The organism is Streptomyces uncialis, assembly GCF_001905345.1.
Taxonomy (GTDB): domain Bacteria; phylum Actinomycetota; class Actinomycetes; order Streptomycetales; family Streptomycetaceae; genus Streptomyces; species Streptomyces uncialis.
This window is the reverse complement of the sequence record NZ_LFBV01000003.1, coordinates 596,873-611,184: the sequence shown is the minus strand read 5'-3', so window position 1 is coordinate 611,184 and position 14,312 is coordinate 596,873. Positions and strand designations below refer to the sequence as shown.

12 protein-coding genes are annotated in these 14,312 nt (G+C 73.5%); 9 read left to right on the top strand and 3 right to left on the bottom strand.

Translation table 11 applies throughout. The features are described from left to right. The first annotated feature begins 24 nt into the window (after nucleotides 1-24). The 8 genes from AB852_RS16555 to AB852_RS38650 all read left to right on the top strand — a co-directional run bounded on the left by AB852_RS16555 (nucleotide 25) and on the right by AB852_RS38650 (nucleotide 9,566). Nucleotides 25-1,701, top strand: a complete 1,677-nt coding sequence (locus tag AB852_RS16555) for a CocE/NonD family hydrolase (protein ID WP_073788808.1) — start codon at nucleotides 25-27, stop codon at nucleotides 1,699-1,701. A gap of 89 nt (nucleotides 1,702-1,790) precedes the next feature. Then, the gene (locus tag AB852_RS16550; RefSeq protein ID WP_178391034.1) at nucleotides 1,791-3,431 is read left to right on the top strand and encodes an ABC transporter substrate-binding protein; all 1,641 of its coding nucleotides are present in this window, start codon (nucleotides 1,791-1,793) and stop codon (nucleotides 3,429-3,431) included. A gap of 17 nt (nucleotides 3,432-3,448) precedes the next feature. Beyond that, the gene (locus tag AB852_RS16545; protein ID WP_073788804.1) at nucleotides 3,449-4,396 is read left to right on the top strand and encodes an ABC transporter permease; all 948 of its coding nucleotides are present in this window, start codon (nucleotides 3,449-3,451) and stop codon (nucleotides 4,394-4,396) included. Beyond that, nucleotides 4,393-5,349 carry an ABC transporter permease gene (locus AB852_RS16540; RefSeq protein ID WP_079184663.1) on the top strand — a complete coding sequence of 319 codons (957 nt, stop codon included), beginning with the start codon at nucleotides 4,393-4,395 and terminating at the stop codon, nucleotides 5,347-5,349. Before AB852_RS16545 ends, AB852_RS16540 begins: the two co-directional genes overlap by 4 nt. Beyond that, a complete protein-coding gene (locus AB852_RS16535) occupies nucleotides 5,346-6,332 on the top strand; it encodes an ABC transporter ATP-binding protein (RefSeq protein WP_073788802.1) in 987 nt (328 codons plus the stop codon). Before AB852_RS16540 ends, AB852_RS16535 begins: the two co-directional genes overlap by 4 nt. Continuing rightward, nucleotides 6,329-7,144, top strand: a complete 816-nt coding sequence (locus tag AB852_RS16530; protein WP_073788800.1) for an ABC transporter ATP-binding protein — start codon at nucleotides 6,329-6,331, stop codon at nucleotides 7,142-7,144. Before AB852_RS16535 ends, AB852_RS16530 begins: the two co-directional genes overlap by 4 nt. Nucleotides 7,145-7,217: 73 nt before the next feature. Then, nucleotides 7,218-8,765 carry a class I adenylate-forming enzyme family protein gene (locus AB852_RS16525; protein WP_073788798.1) on the top strand — a complete coding sequence of 516 codons (1,548 nt, stop codon included), beginning with the start codon at nucleotides 7,218-7,220 and terminating at the stop codon, nucleotides 8,763-8,765. A gap of 354 nt (nucleotides 8,766-9,119) precedes the next feature. Next, on the top strand, nucleotides 9,120-9,566 hold the full coding sequence (locus AB852_RS38650; RefSeq protein ID WP_107499255.1) for a hypothetical protein: 447 nt from the start codon (nucleotides 9,120-9,122) through the stop codon (nucleotides 9,564-9,566). A gap of 16 nt (nucleotides 9,567-9,582) precedes the next feature. Here AB852_RS38650 and AB852_RS16515 read toward each other — a convergent pair whose 3' ends face one another. The 3 genes from AB852_RS16515 to AB852_RS16505 all read right to left on the bottom strand — a co-directional run bounded on the left by AB852_RS16515 (nucleotide 9,583) and on the right by AB852_RS16505 (nucleotide 12,416). Continuing rightward, the gene (locus AB852_RS16515) at nucleotides 9,583-10,671 is read right to left on the bottom strand and encodes a response regulator (RefSeq protein ID WP_073788796.1); all 1,089 of its coding nucleotides are present in this window, start codon (nucleotides 10,669-10,671) and stop codon (nucleotides 9,583-9,585) included. Between the two features lie 302 nt (nucleotides 10,672-10,973). Then, nucleotides 10,974-11,561 (bottom strand): DUF6309 family protein, encoded by a 588-nt coding sequence (locus tag AB852_RS16510; protein ID WP_073788794.1) that lies wholly within the window; start codon nucleotides 11,559-11,561, stop codon nucleotides 10,974-10,976. Between the two features lie 147 nt (nucleotides 11,562-11,708). After that, nucleotides 11,709-12,416 carry a helix-turn-helix domain-containing protein gene (locus AB852_RS16505; RefSeq protein WP_178391033.1) on the bottom strand — a complete coding sequence of 236 codons (708 nt, stop codon included), beginning with the start codon at nucleotides 12,414-12,416 and terminating at the stop codon, nucleotides 11,709-11,711. 430 nt (nucleotides 12,417-12,846) lie between these two features. Between AB852_RS16505 and AB852_RS16500 the strand changes: the two genes are divergently transcribed. After that, complete coding sequence (locus AB852_RS16500; protein WP_073788792.1) at nucleotides 12,847-14,214, top strand: amidohydrolase family protein; 1,368 nt, start codon at nucleotides 12,847-12,849, stop codon at nucleotides 14,212-14,214. Nucleotides 14,215-14,312 lie beyond the last annotated feature (98 nt).

Genomic DNA, 14,312 nt, shown 5'->3' with positions numbered 1-14,312 from the left:
GAACGCCGTCCAGAGAGATATCCCATGACCTTCCAGTTCCTGCGGGTCGGCCCGTCCCCGCTGCACGCGGGCGCCGAACAGCACATGGTCCCCATGCGCGACGGCGTCCGCCTCGCGACGGACGTGTACCTCCCGGCGTCCCCGCGCAAGCACACCGCCGTCGTCAGCCGGATGCCCTACGACAAGGCGAGCGCCTATATGGCGGTCCACAAGCTCGCCCCGCTCTACCTGGAACGCGGCTATGTCCTCGTCGCCCAGGACGTCCGCGGCAAGTTCCGCTCCGAGGGCGACACCGTCCCCTTCGTCCACGAGATCGAGGACACCTACGACACCCTCGACTGGATCGCCGCACAGCCCTGGTCCGACGGTTCCGTCGCCATGGTCGGCGACTCCTACCACGGCTACACCCAGTGGGCGGGCGCCGCGAGCGGCCACCCCGCGCTGCGCGCGATCGTCCCGCGCGTCACCAGCCTGGAGATCTCCGACCTCCGCGGCCTCACCGGCACCACCCCCGACGCGGCCCTGTCCCTCTACCACGCCAACTACTTCGCCCATATGTGGGTCGACCAGGGCCTGTACGCCTACGAGGTCGACTGGTCGGTACGGCCGCTGCGCGACCTCTTCGAGGAAGCCTTCACCGCGATCGGCCACCGCTCCGCCGCCGTCGACGGAGTCATCGCCGGACGGCCACCCGTCGACCCCTTCCGTACCCGGCCGCCGTTCGCCGCCCGGCCCGTGCCCGTGCTCCACCGCGTCGGCTGGTTCGACAACCTGATCGACGCCTCCATGCGCGACCACACCGCGCAGCTCGCCGACCCGCGCTGGGCTCCGCACACCTACCTCGACGCGGACGCCTGCGACCACCACACCTACCACCTCGACCAGGCACCGGTCCGCCCCGAGCACGACCACGCCCTCGACGAACGCGTCCTGGACGCCGTCCTGCCCCGCTATCTGGGCCGCACCCTCGACTTCCTCGACACCTTCGTCGCGGGACGCGGGGACACCGCCGCCTTCCCCCGCGCGACCTGGTACCAGGGCCACGACGGCACCCGCACCGCCACCTCCTGGCCGCCGCCCGCCGCCCGCGAACTGCGGCTCTACCCCACGGACGCGGCACTCGCCACCACCGGCGCCGACGGCGGCACCCTCACCGAGGCCCGGGAACGCGAACCCGCCGCCGTCCGCTGGACCCACGATCCGCTCGACCCCGTGCCCTCCCCGGTCCGCGACCCCTGGGTCCATCTCCAGGAGTACCCCGAGGAGCAGTCCGTCCACGACCGGCCCGACGTCCTCACCTTCACCGGCGCGCCCGTCACCGCGCCCCTGGACCTCGTCGGCCCCGTCACCGCCACCGTCGACATCGGGACCAGTGCCGCGGCCGGCCATCTCTTCGTCAAGCTCCACGACGTCGCACCCGACGGTACCGCCCGGATGATCGTGCGCGGTCAGCGTCGTATCCCCGGCGGCGGACCCCTCGCCGCCCGGGTCGACCTCGGCCACACCGGCTACCGGCTGCGCGCCGGCCACCGGCTGCGACTCCAGCTCTGCGGCAGCGACTTCCCGCTCTACGCCCCCCACCCCGGCACCGACGGCGACCTCTGGCAGGCCACCGCGTTCAGCCCCGCCGAACAGACCCTCCGTACCGGCGGCGACCGCACCCACCTCACCCTCACCGTCTGCGACGGCCCCGCCCAGTAGAGCCGGCCGACGGCCCGCAGCGGCCACCGAAGGGGACCACCCTCATGACCCTCACCACCGCGAGACCCCGCCCCACCACACCAAGACCCGTGCGCACCGCGGTACTCGCCGCCGTCGTCACCGCCGCCCTCACCCTCGCCGCGTGCGGCGGCGGGGGCGGCGGGAAGGCCGCCGCGCCCACCGCCTTCGCCAAGGACCGCTCCGACACCCCCGCCGCCCAGGGCGACCTCGACTCCTACACCTGGTACGGCGACTACCGCGCCCCCTACAGCCTCGACCCGGTGAAGAACGCCGACTACCCCGAACAGACCGTCCTGCCGAACATCTGCGAGTCGCTGCTGCGGGTCAAGAGCGACTACACCCTCGAACCCGGCCTCGCCACCAAGTGGGAACAGCCCGACCCCCGGACCCTGCTCCTCACCGTCCGCGACGGCGTCAAGTTCGCCGACGGCACCCCGATGACCGTCGCCGACGTGGTGTACAGCCTCGAACGCAACAGGGACACCAGGACCGTCTCCTCGTACGCCTCGCTGTACGCCAACGTCGCCTCCATCACCGCGGGCACCGGCGCCGGCGCCGCCACCGTGAAGATCGCCTTCCGCACCGACGACGCCGTCTTCGTCAAGGTCCTCGCCACCCTCGGCGGCTCCGTCGTCAGCCGCGCCCACGCCAAGGCCAAGGGCGCCGACCTCGGCACCCCCAAGGCCGGTGTGCTGTGCACCGGCCCCTACCGGGTCACCTCCTTCGACGGCGCGGGCGACCTCACCATGGAACGCAACGACCACTACTGGGACGCCGGCGCGGTGCGCTCCAAGAAGGTCACCTTCGTCTTCCCCGCGAGCGCCAAGGCCCTCGGCAACGCCATCGCGGGCAAGGCCGTCGACGGCGGCTTCAACATCCCCTCCCCGCTGGTGCCCACCCTCGCCAAGGCGAACGGCGGCACACTCTGGACCGGCGCCGAAGGCAGCTCACCGCAGAACCTCGACCTCGTCGTCAGCGACCTCAGGAAAGGCCCCCTCGCCGACCCCCGCACCCGCCAGGCCCTCTCCCGCGCCCTCGACCGGGAAGGCATCGCCCGCAGCATCTTCTCCGCCGCCGCCGACCCGCTGTACGCCGTCGCCGGACCGGGCACCTGGGGCTACGCCCGCGACCGGTTCCAGCGGGCCTACGACGAGCTCACCGTGAAGGCCGACCCCGCCGCCGCCAAGGAACTCATCACCCGGGCGGGCGCCGAGGGCCGCAAGGTGAAACTCGCCTACCCCACCGGCATCGAGCTGTACGCCGAGGTCGCCACCACCCTCCAGCAGACCGCCGAACGCATCGGCCTCGACATGGAGATCGTCGGTCTCCCCCTCGCCCAGTACGGGGAGATGTTCATCGACCCCGCCGCCCGCGAACCCTACGACGCCTTCCTCACCATGAACTACATCCAGATCACCGAACCGGCGTTCCTGTACGGCTTCATCGCCACCCCCGACGGCCCCCAGAACTACGGAGGCTACGACAACCCCGAGGTCGCCGACCGGATCACCCGCGCCTTCGGCACCACCGACGACCGGGCCCGCGCCGACCTCCTCATCGAGGCCCAGGAGCGACTCGCCCAGGACCTGCCCTGGATACCGATCGTCGCGCCCCGCGCCACCGTCTACCTGAGCGACAAGGTCGCCGGAGTGCCCCTGACCTTCGGGTACATGGGCCGCCCCTGGGCCGCCGCCGTCGGCGCCCCCTGAGACCCGGAGCGCGCACCATGACACGATTCCTCGCCGGACGGCTCGCGGGGCTGCTCGTCACCCTCACGGTGTCCAGCTTCGTCGTCTTCGCCGGGCTCTACCTCGCCCCCGGCAGCCCCGAGTCGGTGCTGCTCGGCAACAGCACGCCCACCCCCGAACGCCGCGCCGCGGTCCGGGAACAGTACGGGCTCGACGACCCGTTCATGGTGCGCTACCTCCACTGGCTCGGTGACGTCCTCCAAGGCGACCTGGGCACCTCCTTCGTGGGCAACCAGCCGGTGGCCGCCCGGATCGACGCCGTCTACGGGACGACCCTGTCCCTCGTCGCCGTCACCGCCGTGCTGATCGCCGTCCTCGGCCTCGGCCTCGGGCTGCTCGCGGCCCTGCGGCCGGGCCGCACCGACGACCTGGTCTCCGCCGCCACCGCGACGGCCGCCGGCGTCCCGGCGTTCGTCGCCGCCTCCCTCGGGATCTCCGTCCTCGCGGTCCGCCTCGGCTGGTTCCCCGCGTACGGAGCGGGCGGCCCCGGACTCCCCGGCACCCTCCACGCGCTCGTCCTGCCCGCCCTGTCCCTCGCGCTGATCTCGTCCGCGCTGCTCGCCCGGGTCACCCGGGCGGCGGTCCGCGCCGAACTCGGCAAGGAGTACGTGGAGACCGCCCGCGCCCGCGGCGTCCCCACCCGGCGGGTGATCCGCGCCCATGTGCTGCCCAACGCGGCGCCACCGCTCATCACCGTCGGCGGACTGCTCGTCGCCGCCCTGCTCGCGGGGACCGTCGTGGTCGAGAACGCGTTCGGACTGCCCGGCATGGGGTCCCTGCTCATCGGCTCCGTCAACCAGAAGGACTTCCCCACCGTGCAGGCCGTGACCCTGCTGATGGTGACCGGCTTCGTCCTCGTCAACCTCCTCGTGGACGTCGCCCAGCAACTCCTCGACCCCCGGCTGCGCCAGGGAGGAACCCCATGACGACGGCACCGACCGCACCGACGGCACCCGCGTCACCGAAGGCCGCCGCGCAACGGCCCGGCCCCGCGCGCCGGACGGCCACCACCGTCACCACCACCGTCCGGCGGCTGCGCGCCCGACTCGGCGTCACCGGGCTCGTCGCCCTCGCCTGGATCGTCCTCGTCGTGGCGGGCGCCGCCCTCGCACCACTCGTCGCACCCCACGACCCCGACGCCCAGAACCTGCTCGACGTGTACGCCCCGCCCGGCGGGGAACACCTCCTCGGCACCGACGGCACCGGCCGCGACATCCTCTCCCGGCTGCTGTGGGGAGCCCGCACCAGCCTCGCGGGACCCGCCCTCGTCGTCCTGCTCAGCCTTGTCGTCGGACTGCCGCTCGCGCTGGCCGCGGCCTGGCGCGGCGGCTGGGCCGACGCCCTCGCCGGACGCTTCCTCGACATCGTCTTCTCGCTGCCCGCCATCCTCCTCGCGGTCCTCGCCGTCGCCGTCTTCCGGCCCGGCCAGACCCCCGCCGTCCTCGCCCTGGCCGTCGCCTACCTCCCGTACGTCGCCCGGGTCGCCCGCAGCGCCGCCCTGCGCCAGCGCGCCATGCCCTACATCGCCGCACTCACCGTCCAGGGCCACTCCGCCACCGCGATCTGCGTACGGCATCTGCTGCCCAACATCGCGCCCGTGGTCGGCGCACAGCTCCCCATCGCCTTCGCGGGCGCCCTCATGGACCTCGCGGCGCTCTCCTTCCTCGGACTCGCCGTCCAGAGCCCCCAGGCCGACTGGGGTGTCCTCGTCAACGACGCCCAGGCCGTCCTCCAGGGCCACTCGTCCCAGGTCGTGTACGCCGGAGCGCTCATCGTCGCCACCGTCGTCGCCCTGACCCTCCTCGGCGACCGGCTCGCGGACGGCACCCGCCCCCGACGCGCCCGCCGTTCCCGTATCCGCGCCCGGAGGACCCGATGAACCCACTGCTCCGCCTCGACGGAATGTCGGTGCGCGTCCCGGTCGCCGGAACCCTCCGGGAGGTCGTCACCGACATCACCCTCGACCTCGCACCCGGCGAGGCCCTCGGTATCGTCGGTGAGTCCGGCTCCGGCAAGTCCATGACCGCCCGCACCGTCATGGGACTGCTGCCCCGGGGCAGCGCCGTCGGCGGCACCGTCCTCCTCGACGGCACCGACCTGTACGCCCCGGGCCGCGCGGGCCGGGCCGCCGCCGCCACCGCCCGCCGGGGCACCGGCATGGTCTTCCAGGACGCCCGCGCCCATCTCGACCCCCGGCAGCGGATCGGGGACTTCCTCACGGAGACCGGCCCCGCCGGACGCGCCGGCCGTACCGCCGCCGCCGCGATCCTGGACCGGGTGGGCATCGACGACGCCACCCGGCGCCTGCGCCAGTACCCGCACGAGATGTCCGGCGGCATGCTCCAACGCGTCATGATCGCCTCCGTCCTGCTGGCCGCACCCCGGCTGGTCCTCGCCGACGAACCCACCACCGCCCTCGACGTCACCACCCAGGCCGAGGTGGTCGCCCTGCTGGACGAACTGCGCCGCGAGAACGGCACCGCGCTCGTCTTCATCACCCACGACATCGACCTCGCCGCCGCCTGCTGCGACCGGATCGCCGTCATGTACGCGGGCTCCCTGCACGAGGTCCACCGCGCCGACCTCCTCACCACCGCCCCCCTCCACCCCTACACCCGGGGCCTGCTCGCCTCCCGGCCCGGCACCCGCACCCGCGCGGCCCGGCTGCCCGTCATCCCCGGCCGCCCCCTCTCCGCCTTCGAGGCGCCACCCGGCTGCGCCTTCGCGACCCGCTGCACCCACGCGGCCGACCCCTGCCGGGAGACCCGCCCGCCCCTGGCACCGCACGACGGCGGACTCGTCCGCTGCGACCGCGTCACCGAGATCGGGGCCGCACCCGCCCCCGGGGAGGCCACCCGATGAGCACCGGCCCCGAGACCGTCGTCGAGGTCACCGGTCTGCGCAAGGTCTACCCGACCGGCGGGCCCCGGCTCCCCGGCCGCCCCCGGGACGGCTTCGTCGCCCTCGCCGGCGCCGACTTCCACCTCGCGGCGGGGGAGTGCCTCGCCGTCGTCGGCGAGTCCGGATCGGGCAAGAGCACCGCCGCCCGGATACTCGCCGGCCTCGAACACCCCACCGCCGGAACCGTCTCCGTCCTCGGCACCGACCGCAGCCGCCCCGCCCGGGGCTCCGCCGAACGCCACCGGCGCGGCGCCCAGCTCCAAATGGTGTTCCAGGACCCCTACACCTCCCTCGACCCCCGCCAGAGCGCCCGCGCCGCCATCGCGGAGACCCTGCGGCTGCACACCTCCCTCGACCGCGCCGGACGCGCCGACCGCGCCACCAGGATCGCCGCCTCCGTGGGCCTGGACGCACGACAGGCCGACGCGCTGCCCGCCGCGCTCTCCGGCGGCCAGCGCCAACGCGTCGCCCTCGCCCGCGCCCTGGCCGCCGACCCCCGGGTGATCGTGCTCGACGAGGCCGTCTCCGCCCTCGACGTGTCCATCCAGGCCCAGATCCTCAACCTGCTCGCCGACATCCGCGACGCCACCGGCGTGGCCTACCTCTTCATCACCCACGACCTGGCCGTCGTCCGGCACATCGCCGACCGCGTCCTGGTCCTCCAGCGCGGCCACATCGTCGAACAGGGCCCCACCGCACAGGTGCTGGACGATCCCCGCCACCCCTGCACCCGGCTGCTGCGCGACAGCGTCCCCGGCCGGCGCGCCCCATGACCCGGGCCCAACCGCCCACCACCGCACCGCACCCCCGGCCCAGCGCGCGCCGGACCCCCCGACGGAGGCTCGGATGAACGGACCCGGAGACATCCTGCGGCACACCGCCGCCCGCCACGGCGACCGCACCGCCCTGATCACGGCGGACCGCACCCTCACCTACACCGAACTCGACACCGCCTGCGACCGGGTGGCCGCCGCACTCACCGCCCACGGGGTCCGGCCCGGCCGGACCGTGTCGCTCTACGCCCAGAACCGCTGGGAGTGGATCGCCGCCTACCACGGCGCGCTGCGCGCGGGCGCGGTCGTCAACCCCGTCAACGTCATGCTCACCCCCGCCGAACTGGCCCATGTGCTCGACGACTGCGGTTCGACCGCCGTGTTCACCTCCGCCGAACAGGCCCCCGCCGTCCTCGGCGCGGGCGGCGACCCGACCGGGCCCCGCCTGGTCGTGACGTTCGGCGGTCCGGCCGAGGACACGGTCGCCTTCGACGCCCTCCTCGCCACCGACGGCCCCGCCCCGCACCGGACGGCCGAACCCGACGCCCCCTGCACCATCGGCTACACCTCCGGCACCACCGGGCACCCCAAAGGCGCCGTGCAGAGCCACCGCGCCGTCCTGCTCAACTGCGCGCTCACCGCGACCATGCACGGCCGCACCGAGCACGACGTCGTCGTCACCGCGCTGCCCGCCCCGCATGTCTACGGCAACGTCGTCATCAACGGGACGTTCCTCGTCGGCGGGACCGTCGTCCTGATGGAACGCTTCGACGCCGCCGAGGCGCTGCGGCTGATCGGCGAGCACCGCGCCACCCTGTTCGAAGGCGTCCCGGCGATGTACGCGATGATGCTCGCCGCCCCGTCGCTCGACGGCGCCGACCTGTCGTCCCTCACCCGCTGCACGGTCGGCGGCCAGACCATGCCCACCGCGACCATCCGCCGCTGGGAGCGGCGCAGCGGCGCCCCCCTCATCGAGCTCTGGGGGATGACGGAGATCAGCGGTCTGGGCATCACCCACGCCGTGCACGCGCCCCCGCTGCCCGGCTCCATCGGGGTCTCCCTGCCCGGTGTCGAGACCCGGGTGGCCGACCTGGCGGACACCACCCGCGACGCCCCGCCCGGCGAACCCGGCGAACTGATGGTCCGCGGCCCGCTCGTCATGCTCGGCTACCACGGCGACCCCGGGGCCACCGCCGAGGCGATCGACAGCGACGGCTGGCTGCGCACCGGCGACATCGCGACCATGGACGCCACCGGCCATGTCTTCATCGTCGACCGGCGTAAGGACATGGTCATCACCGGCGGCTACAACGTCTACCCGGCGGAGATCGAACGCGTCCTCGCCGAGCACCCGGCCGTCGCGCTGGTCGGCGTCGGCCCCGTACCGGACCCGGTGAAGGGCGAACTCGCCTGCGCGTACGTCGTCCTGGCGCCCGGTGCCACCGCCACCGCCGACGAACTGTCCGCCTTCGCCGCACCCCGGCTCGCCGCCTACAAACGGCCCCGGCTGATCCGCTTCGTCCCCGATCTGCCGAAGACCTCCTCGGGGAAGATCATGCGCCGCGAGCTGCTGAACGCCTTCACCGCCCACCCCACACCTCGACCCACCCGGAAACCTTGACCCGTCCGGCCGCTTGCCCCAGGCCCGGACCCGCCTGCCTTACCTTGCGCCCGCCCGTCCGCCGCCCCGGTCCTCGCTACCCGCCTTCGCCGTCCGGCCCTGCCTGCCTGCCTGTGTCGCCCGCCCCTGCTCCCGCCCCCGCCCCCGCCCCCGCCCTCCGGTCCGGACCGCCGCAGGGCCAAGACGCCGTGCGTCGGGGCGAGTCGGGTACGGGCACACGGCAACGGTACGAGTACCGGACGCACGGCAACGGCTACGAGTACCGGACGCGCGGCATCCGTATGAGTACCGGACGCGCGGCGTCTGGGTAGCGGTGCTCAGGCGGCGCCGGGGCCGGGGCGGTTGGCTGGACACATGCCCGCACACCCCCCGCACCCGCACCCCCACCCCCACCCCGAGCCCGTCCGTACCGCCCCGGTCCGCCCGGCCGCCGCTCGTCCCGCCCACGTCCGGGCTCCGCGGGCCGTCGCGCCCCGCGACCGGTTCGCCTGGATCGCCCCGCTGACCGGAACCCTCGCGGCCCTCCCGTCCGCACTTCTCCTCGCCACCACGGTCCTCTTCTCCCCGATGGCCTGCGGCTCCTGCGACGCGGCGGACGCGGCACGGTTCGACGACAGCTTCGCTCCCGCCCTGTTCGTCGCGATGGGGATCCTGGCCCTCACGGGCGGTCTGCTGGTCACGTCCTGGGCCCTGCCGTGGCGGACCTCCGCACGCACACGCCGGGCGCTGATGGCGGCGCCCGCGCCGTTCCTCGCCCTGGCTGCGTACCTGGTCTTCCTCGAACTGGTGGCCTGGCCGTAGGGTCCGCCGTCCGGTCTCACGGGCGGCGCTCCAGGAAGATGCTGGTGAACACCGCCACCTTCGCCCGCAGCACCCAGGGATCGAACGGCTTGGCGATGTAGTCGACCGCTCCGGCCGCGTAGCCGCGCGCGGTGTGCTCCGGGTCCGCGCCCATCGCCGTCAGGAACACGATCGGCACATCCCGGGTGCGACGTCTGCGCTTGATGTGCGCGGCGGTCTCGTAGCCGTCCATCTCCGGCATCTGGACATCGAGCAGGATGACCGCGAAGTCGTCGTGGTGCAGCAGCGCCTTGAGCGCCTCCCGGCCCGAGGAGACCGCCACCAGCTCCTGGTCGAGGGTGGCGAGCACCGCGCTCATGGCGAGCAGATTGTGCGGCTGGTCGTCCACCGCCAGGATCTTCGGCATGCCCCGCGCGGCCGGGGCCGCGCCCGGCAGCGGCACCGAGGACCGCTGCGCCCGGTCGATGGCCTCCAACTGCCGCTCCAGCAGCTCGCACCGGTCCTCGGCCTCCCCGCGCTGCTTCTGCGCCGCAATCAGTTCGGACCCCAGCCGGGCCACTTCGTCCCGCAGGGTGTCCCGTTCGCGCAGCAGCTCCGACACATCGGGGTGGGCGGACGCCAGCCGGTCCGCCCGCTCCCGTTCGGCGCTCCACTCCGCCTCCAGCTGGCTCAGCCGCACCTCCAGATCCGCGATCCGGTGCTGACGGTCCAGCAGCGCGTCCCCGAGGACGTCGCCCCGGACACTGGAGCGGCGCGAGACCCGGTCGGCGTCCGCGAGCTGCTGCTCCAGCACCTCCATCGCGTGCCGGGGCGACGCGCCCGTGGCGACCGCCGCGCGGTGCAGTCCCCGGACATGCTCGATGGCCTCCGGGGTCGCGGGCCGCCCCCGGTGCTCGGCGAGGTCGGTGAACAGATCCGTCACCACCTCCCAGGGCGGCACCCGGGCCCCGCTCAGATAGCGCGAGAAAGTCCCCGGGTCACGGGTCCGGCGCGCCGCGTACCGCCGCACCGACACCTCCAGCCCGTCGAACAGCTCCCGCAACGCCTGGGCCAGCGCCCGGGACTCCGGTGTCAGGCCCTCCCCGAGGGGCCGCAGTTCACCCATGGCCGTCCTCCGTCCCGGCCGGAGCCGTCAGTGGGAACGCCGGGGCCGCCCGGGGCGGCTCGCGTGAGGGGTCCATCGCATCCCTGTTCCGTCGGGGCCGCGTGCCGGACGTCCGCCGGATCGCGGCCCATGACTCACCCCGGCGGCGGCCGGAGGGAGAGCCACAGCATGGAACGCCCGCGGACCGTTGCGCGGCCTCATCGCCACATCGGCAACGTTGGAGCGAACTTGGCATCACGCGAGCCCCGCATGGCGACCGATACGCCGGAGCGCGACGACCTGCGCGCGCCGGGGAACCGGCGCTAGGGGCGGGGGGTGACGATCCCGTACTCGCGGGCGGGCCCGTCGGAGTACCGAAGTACCTCGGCGGGTCCCAGCCCCGCCACATACGCGGGGACCCCCGCCCCGGCCATCTCCGCACCGCTCCGCTCCCACGCCAGCATCCGGTGCAGCCCGTCCAGATGGATGAGCCCTTCCCGGGCCGTCATCTCGTCGTAGTCGGCGCCGGGCACCGTCCGGGTGCTGAGGAACACCGGCTGCCGGGGCGAGCCCGACTGGTACTCCAGCTTCCGCGCGCACGCCGGATTGGTCCGCGCGTACGAGGAGTCCAGCGCGCGCAGCCGGTCGGCGGTCCCGGCCACGGTCAGTCCGGTCGGCGGGATCAGCTCCACCTCGCCGTACTCACCCACGTGCCAGGGCAGGACCACCGACAACAGCTCGGCGCGCTCCAGCAGCACCTTGTGCCACAGCCCGCCGAGAAGCCGCTCGGCGCCGCGGAGGTTGACCTCGGCGTCGTCGTTGTAGTTGTCCGCGTATGTGTCGTCGAAGGGATGCTCCTGCGCGAAGTGCCGCATCACCACGTCGAACGTGACGGCTTCCAGGATCTTCATCGCTTCCCCTTCACCCTTGCCTCCCGCGGGGAGCGCCACCGCGCGCACGGGACGACCGCCTTCGGCCCAGTGTGCCAAATGATGGGTGATGCACGGGAGTTCGGTCCGGCCCTGAAGGCCGGCCGCGAGGGTGCTCCCATCGCCTCGTCAGCGCTTCCCGGGCAGGGTGTCGTGGACGACGAACCAGATGGCGCGCGCGGTCACCGTTCCCGTGTTCCCGAAGACATGCGGGGTGCGCGAGTCGAACGAGATCGAGTCACCCACCCCCAGTACGCACTCCTCGTCGCCGACCTGGACGGTCAGCTCGCCCTCGGTCACCACTCCGTACTCGAAGCCCTCATGACCCGCGCCGTGACCGTCCTCGTCCGAGGAGCCCCCCGGCTCGTAGACGATCTCCAGGAAGTCGACCTGGGCGTCCGACACCGTCGTCAGCCGTTCCCAGCGGACACCGTTGCCGAAGTCGAGGGCGCGGCGGCCGTCGGCCCGCTGGATCTGCGCCGGGTAGGACGGCGGCAGTCTGCGCAGCGACCGCAAGCCGTCGGAGGCCGGGATGTCCGGCGTACCGGAGCGCCGCCCGGCGGCGCCGGGGCCGCCCCCGCCCGCCGGGTCCGCCGCCGCCCCCGGCCGGAGCAGGAAGTCGGTGGACACCTCCAGTGCGCCCGCCAGGCTGTAGAGGACTCCCACCGAGGGCGCCGATCTGCCGAGCTCGATCTGGGAGAGCAGACTCGCCGAACAGCCGATCCGGCGCGCGAGCCCGCGCACCGACTCGCCCCGCGCCTGACGCGCGGACCTCAGCCGCCCGCCCAGGGCTGCGGTACGGGGGTCCGGGGCCTGTGCGGGGGTCGTTTGCGTCACGCGTGTCAGTCTAGACCGCACACCCGGATGTGCAGCCAGACTGCACGAAGGTGATCGCCCCGCCCGCCGCATCACCTGCGGAACGGTCCCGGGAGCGCGGCGACGCGCCTCCAGGACGCGCTACGGGCCTCCCCGCCCGAGGGGCCGCAGAAAGCCCCCCAATACTCCTCCCCGTACTCCTCTGAACTGCACACTTCATCACGTACGGTAATCCTCGCGAGGTCGCCCGTGGTGGTCGCCGCCCAACGCCCGGCCCGCCCGCGCCCGTTGCCGGGAGCCGTGCGCGGCCCGACGCGCCACCCCGCGCCACATGTCCAGTGAGGCTTGACAGTGCGCGCGGCGCGTTCCTACGCTCACCGGACGACGAGAGGCGCCACCACACCCCCCGGCCTCCGTGCGGGCAGCCCAGCTCAATGCAGAGGAGAACGTGGTGAAGCGAACCCTCATCCAGAACGCCTCGATCATCAGCGTCGACCCGGCCCTCGGGAACCTCGACGGTGCCGACCTCCTCATCGAGGGCACCAGGATCGCCGCGGTCGGACACGACCTGCCGTCCGACGGTGCGGAGATCGTCGACGGGCGCGGCACCATCGTGATGCCGGGCATGATCGACACCCACCGCCACCTCTGGCAGACCGTGCTGCGCAACATCGCCGCCGACTGGACCCTCAGCCAGTACTTCGCCGGGGTACGCGTACAGCTCGGCGGACACTTCCGGCCCGAGGACGTCTACGCGGGGAACCTCGCCGGGGCCTACGAGGCACTCAACGGCGGTGTGACGACCGTCCTCGACTGGTCGCACAACATGAACACCCCCGAGCACGCGGACGCGGCGGTCGAGGCCCTCAAGGCGACCCACGGCAGATTCGTCATGTGCTACGGCAACAGCAACGACGAATGGCTCCCGGTCAGCGACCGCCCGACGAACGCCGCCGACGCCCGCCGGGTACGCGCCCAGCACTTCTCCTCCGACGACCAGCTCGTCCGGATGGGGATGGCCCTGCGCGGTCCCCAGTACGCCACCAAGGACGTCACCCTCGACGACTGGGCACTCGCCAGGGAGCTGGGCGTCCTGATCTCCGTCCATGTCGGTGACGGCGCCTGGGGACGCGACCGCCCGGTCGCCTGGCTCGCCGAGAACGGACTGCTCGGCCCCGACGTGGTGTGCGCGCACTGCAACTCGCTCGCGGACGACGAGTTCCGGATCATGGCCGACTCCGGCTGCTCAGCCGCGATGACCCCCGAGATCGAGATGCAGATGGGCCACGGCTGGCCCGCCACCCGGCGCCTGCTCGACGTGGGCATGGCCCCCAGCCTCGGCATCGACATCGCCACCTGCAACAGCGGCCATCTCTTCCAGGTGATGCGCACCGTGCTCCTCGTGGAACGCGCCTTCGCCCACGCGGACGCCGCGCGCCGAGGCGAGACCCTGGACGAGCAACTGCCGGTGAGCACCAAGGACGCCATCGAGTTCGCCACCATCAACGGTGCCAAGGCGCTCCGGCTCGACCACCGCATCGGGTCCCTCACCCCCGGCAAGGACGCCGACGTGGTGCAGCTCCGGGCGGACGGTATCGAGATGGCGCCGATGAACAACGCCGCGGGCGCGGTCGTGCTCGCGGGCCATCCCGGACTGGTCGACTCCGTGTGGGTCGCCGGGCGCCGGGTGAAGTCCGGCGGGCGCCTCGTCGGCGTCGACGAGCGCAAGGTGGTCCAGCAGGTCGACCGCTCACGTGACTTCGTCCTCGCCCGGGCGGGCGTCGAACAGGGCGGACGCTTCCACCCGGCGGGCTACTGACGGCACGGGCGGCCGACAACCCGGCGACCTGAACCGGCGGCCGACGGCCTCTGCCACGGCCGACGACCCCGGCGGCCGTGGCAGGACAACGCCCCGCC

Coding starts and splice junctions, on each gene's coding strand:
- AB852_RS16525 (WP_073788798.1), top strand. CDS start 7,218: ATGAACGGACCCGGAGACATCCTGCGGCACACCGCCGCCCGCCACGGC.
- AB852_RS16540 (WP_079184663.1), top strand. CDS start 4,393: ATGACGACGGCACCGACCGCACCGACGGCACCCGCGTCACCGAAGGCC.
- AB852_RS16510 (WP_073788794.1), bottom strand. CDS start 11,561: ATGAAGATCCTGGAAGCCGTCACGTTCGACGTGGTGATGCGGCACTTC.
- AB852_RS16545 (WP_073788804.1), top strand. CDS start 3,449: ATGACACGATTCCTCGCCGGACGGCTCGCGGGGCTGCTCGTCACCCTC.
- AB852_RS16515 (WP_073788796.1), bottom strand. CDS start 10,671: ATGGGTGAACTGCGGCCCCTCGGGGAGGGCCTGACACCGGAGTCCCGG.
- AB852_RS16555 (WP_073788808.1), top strand. CDS start 25: ATGACCTTCCAGTTCCTGCGGGTCGGCCCGTCCCCGCTGCACGCGGGC.
- AB852_RS16535 (WP_073788802.1), top strand. CDS start 5,346: ATGAACCCACTGCTCCGCCTCGACGGAATGTCGGTGCGCGTCCCGGTC.
- AB852_RS38650 (WP_107499255.1), top strand. CDS start 9,120: ATGCCCGCACACCCCCCGCACCCGCACCCCCACCCCCACCCCGAGCCC.
- AB852_RS16530 (WP_073788800.1), top strand. CDS start 6,329: ATGAGCACCGGCCCCGAGACCGTCGTCGAGGTCACCGGTCTGCGCAAG.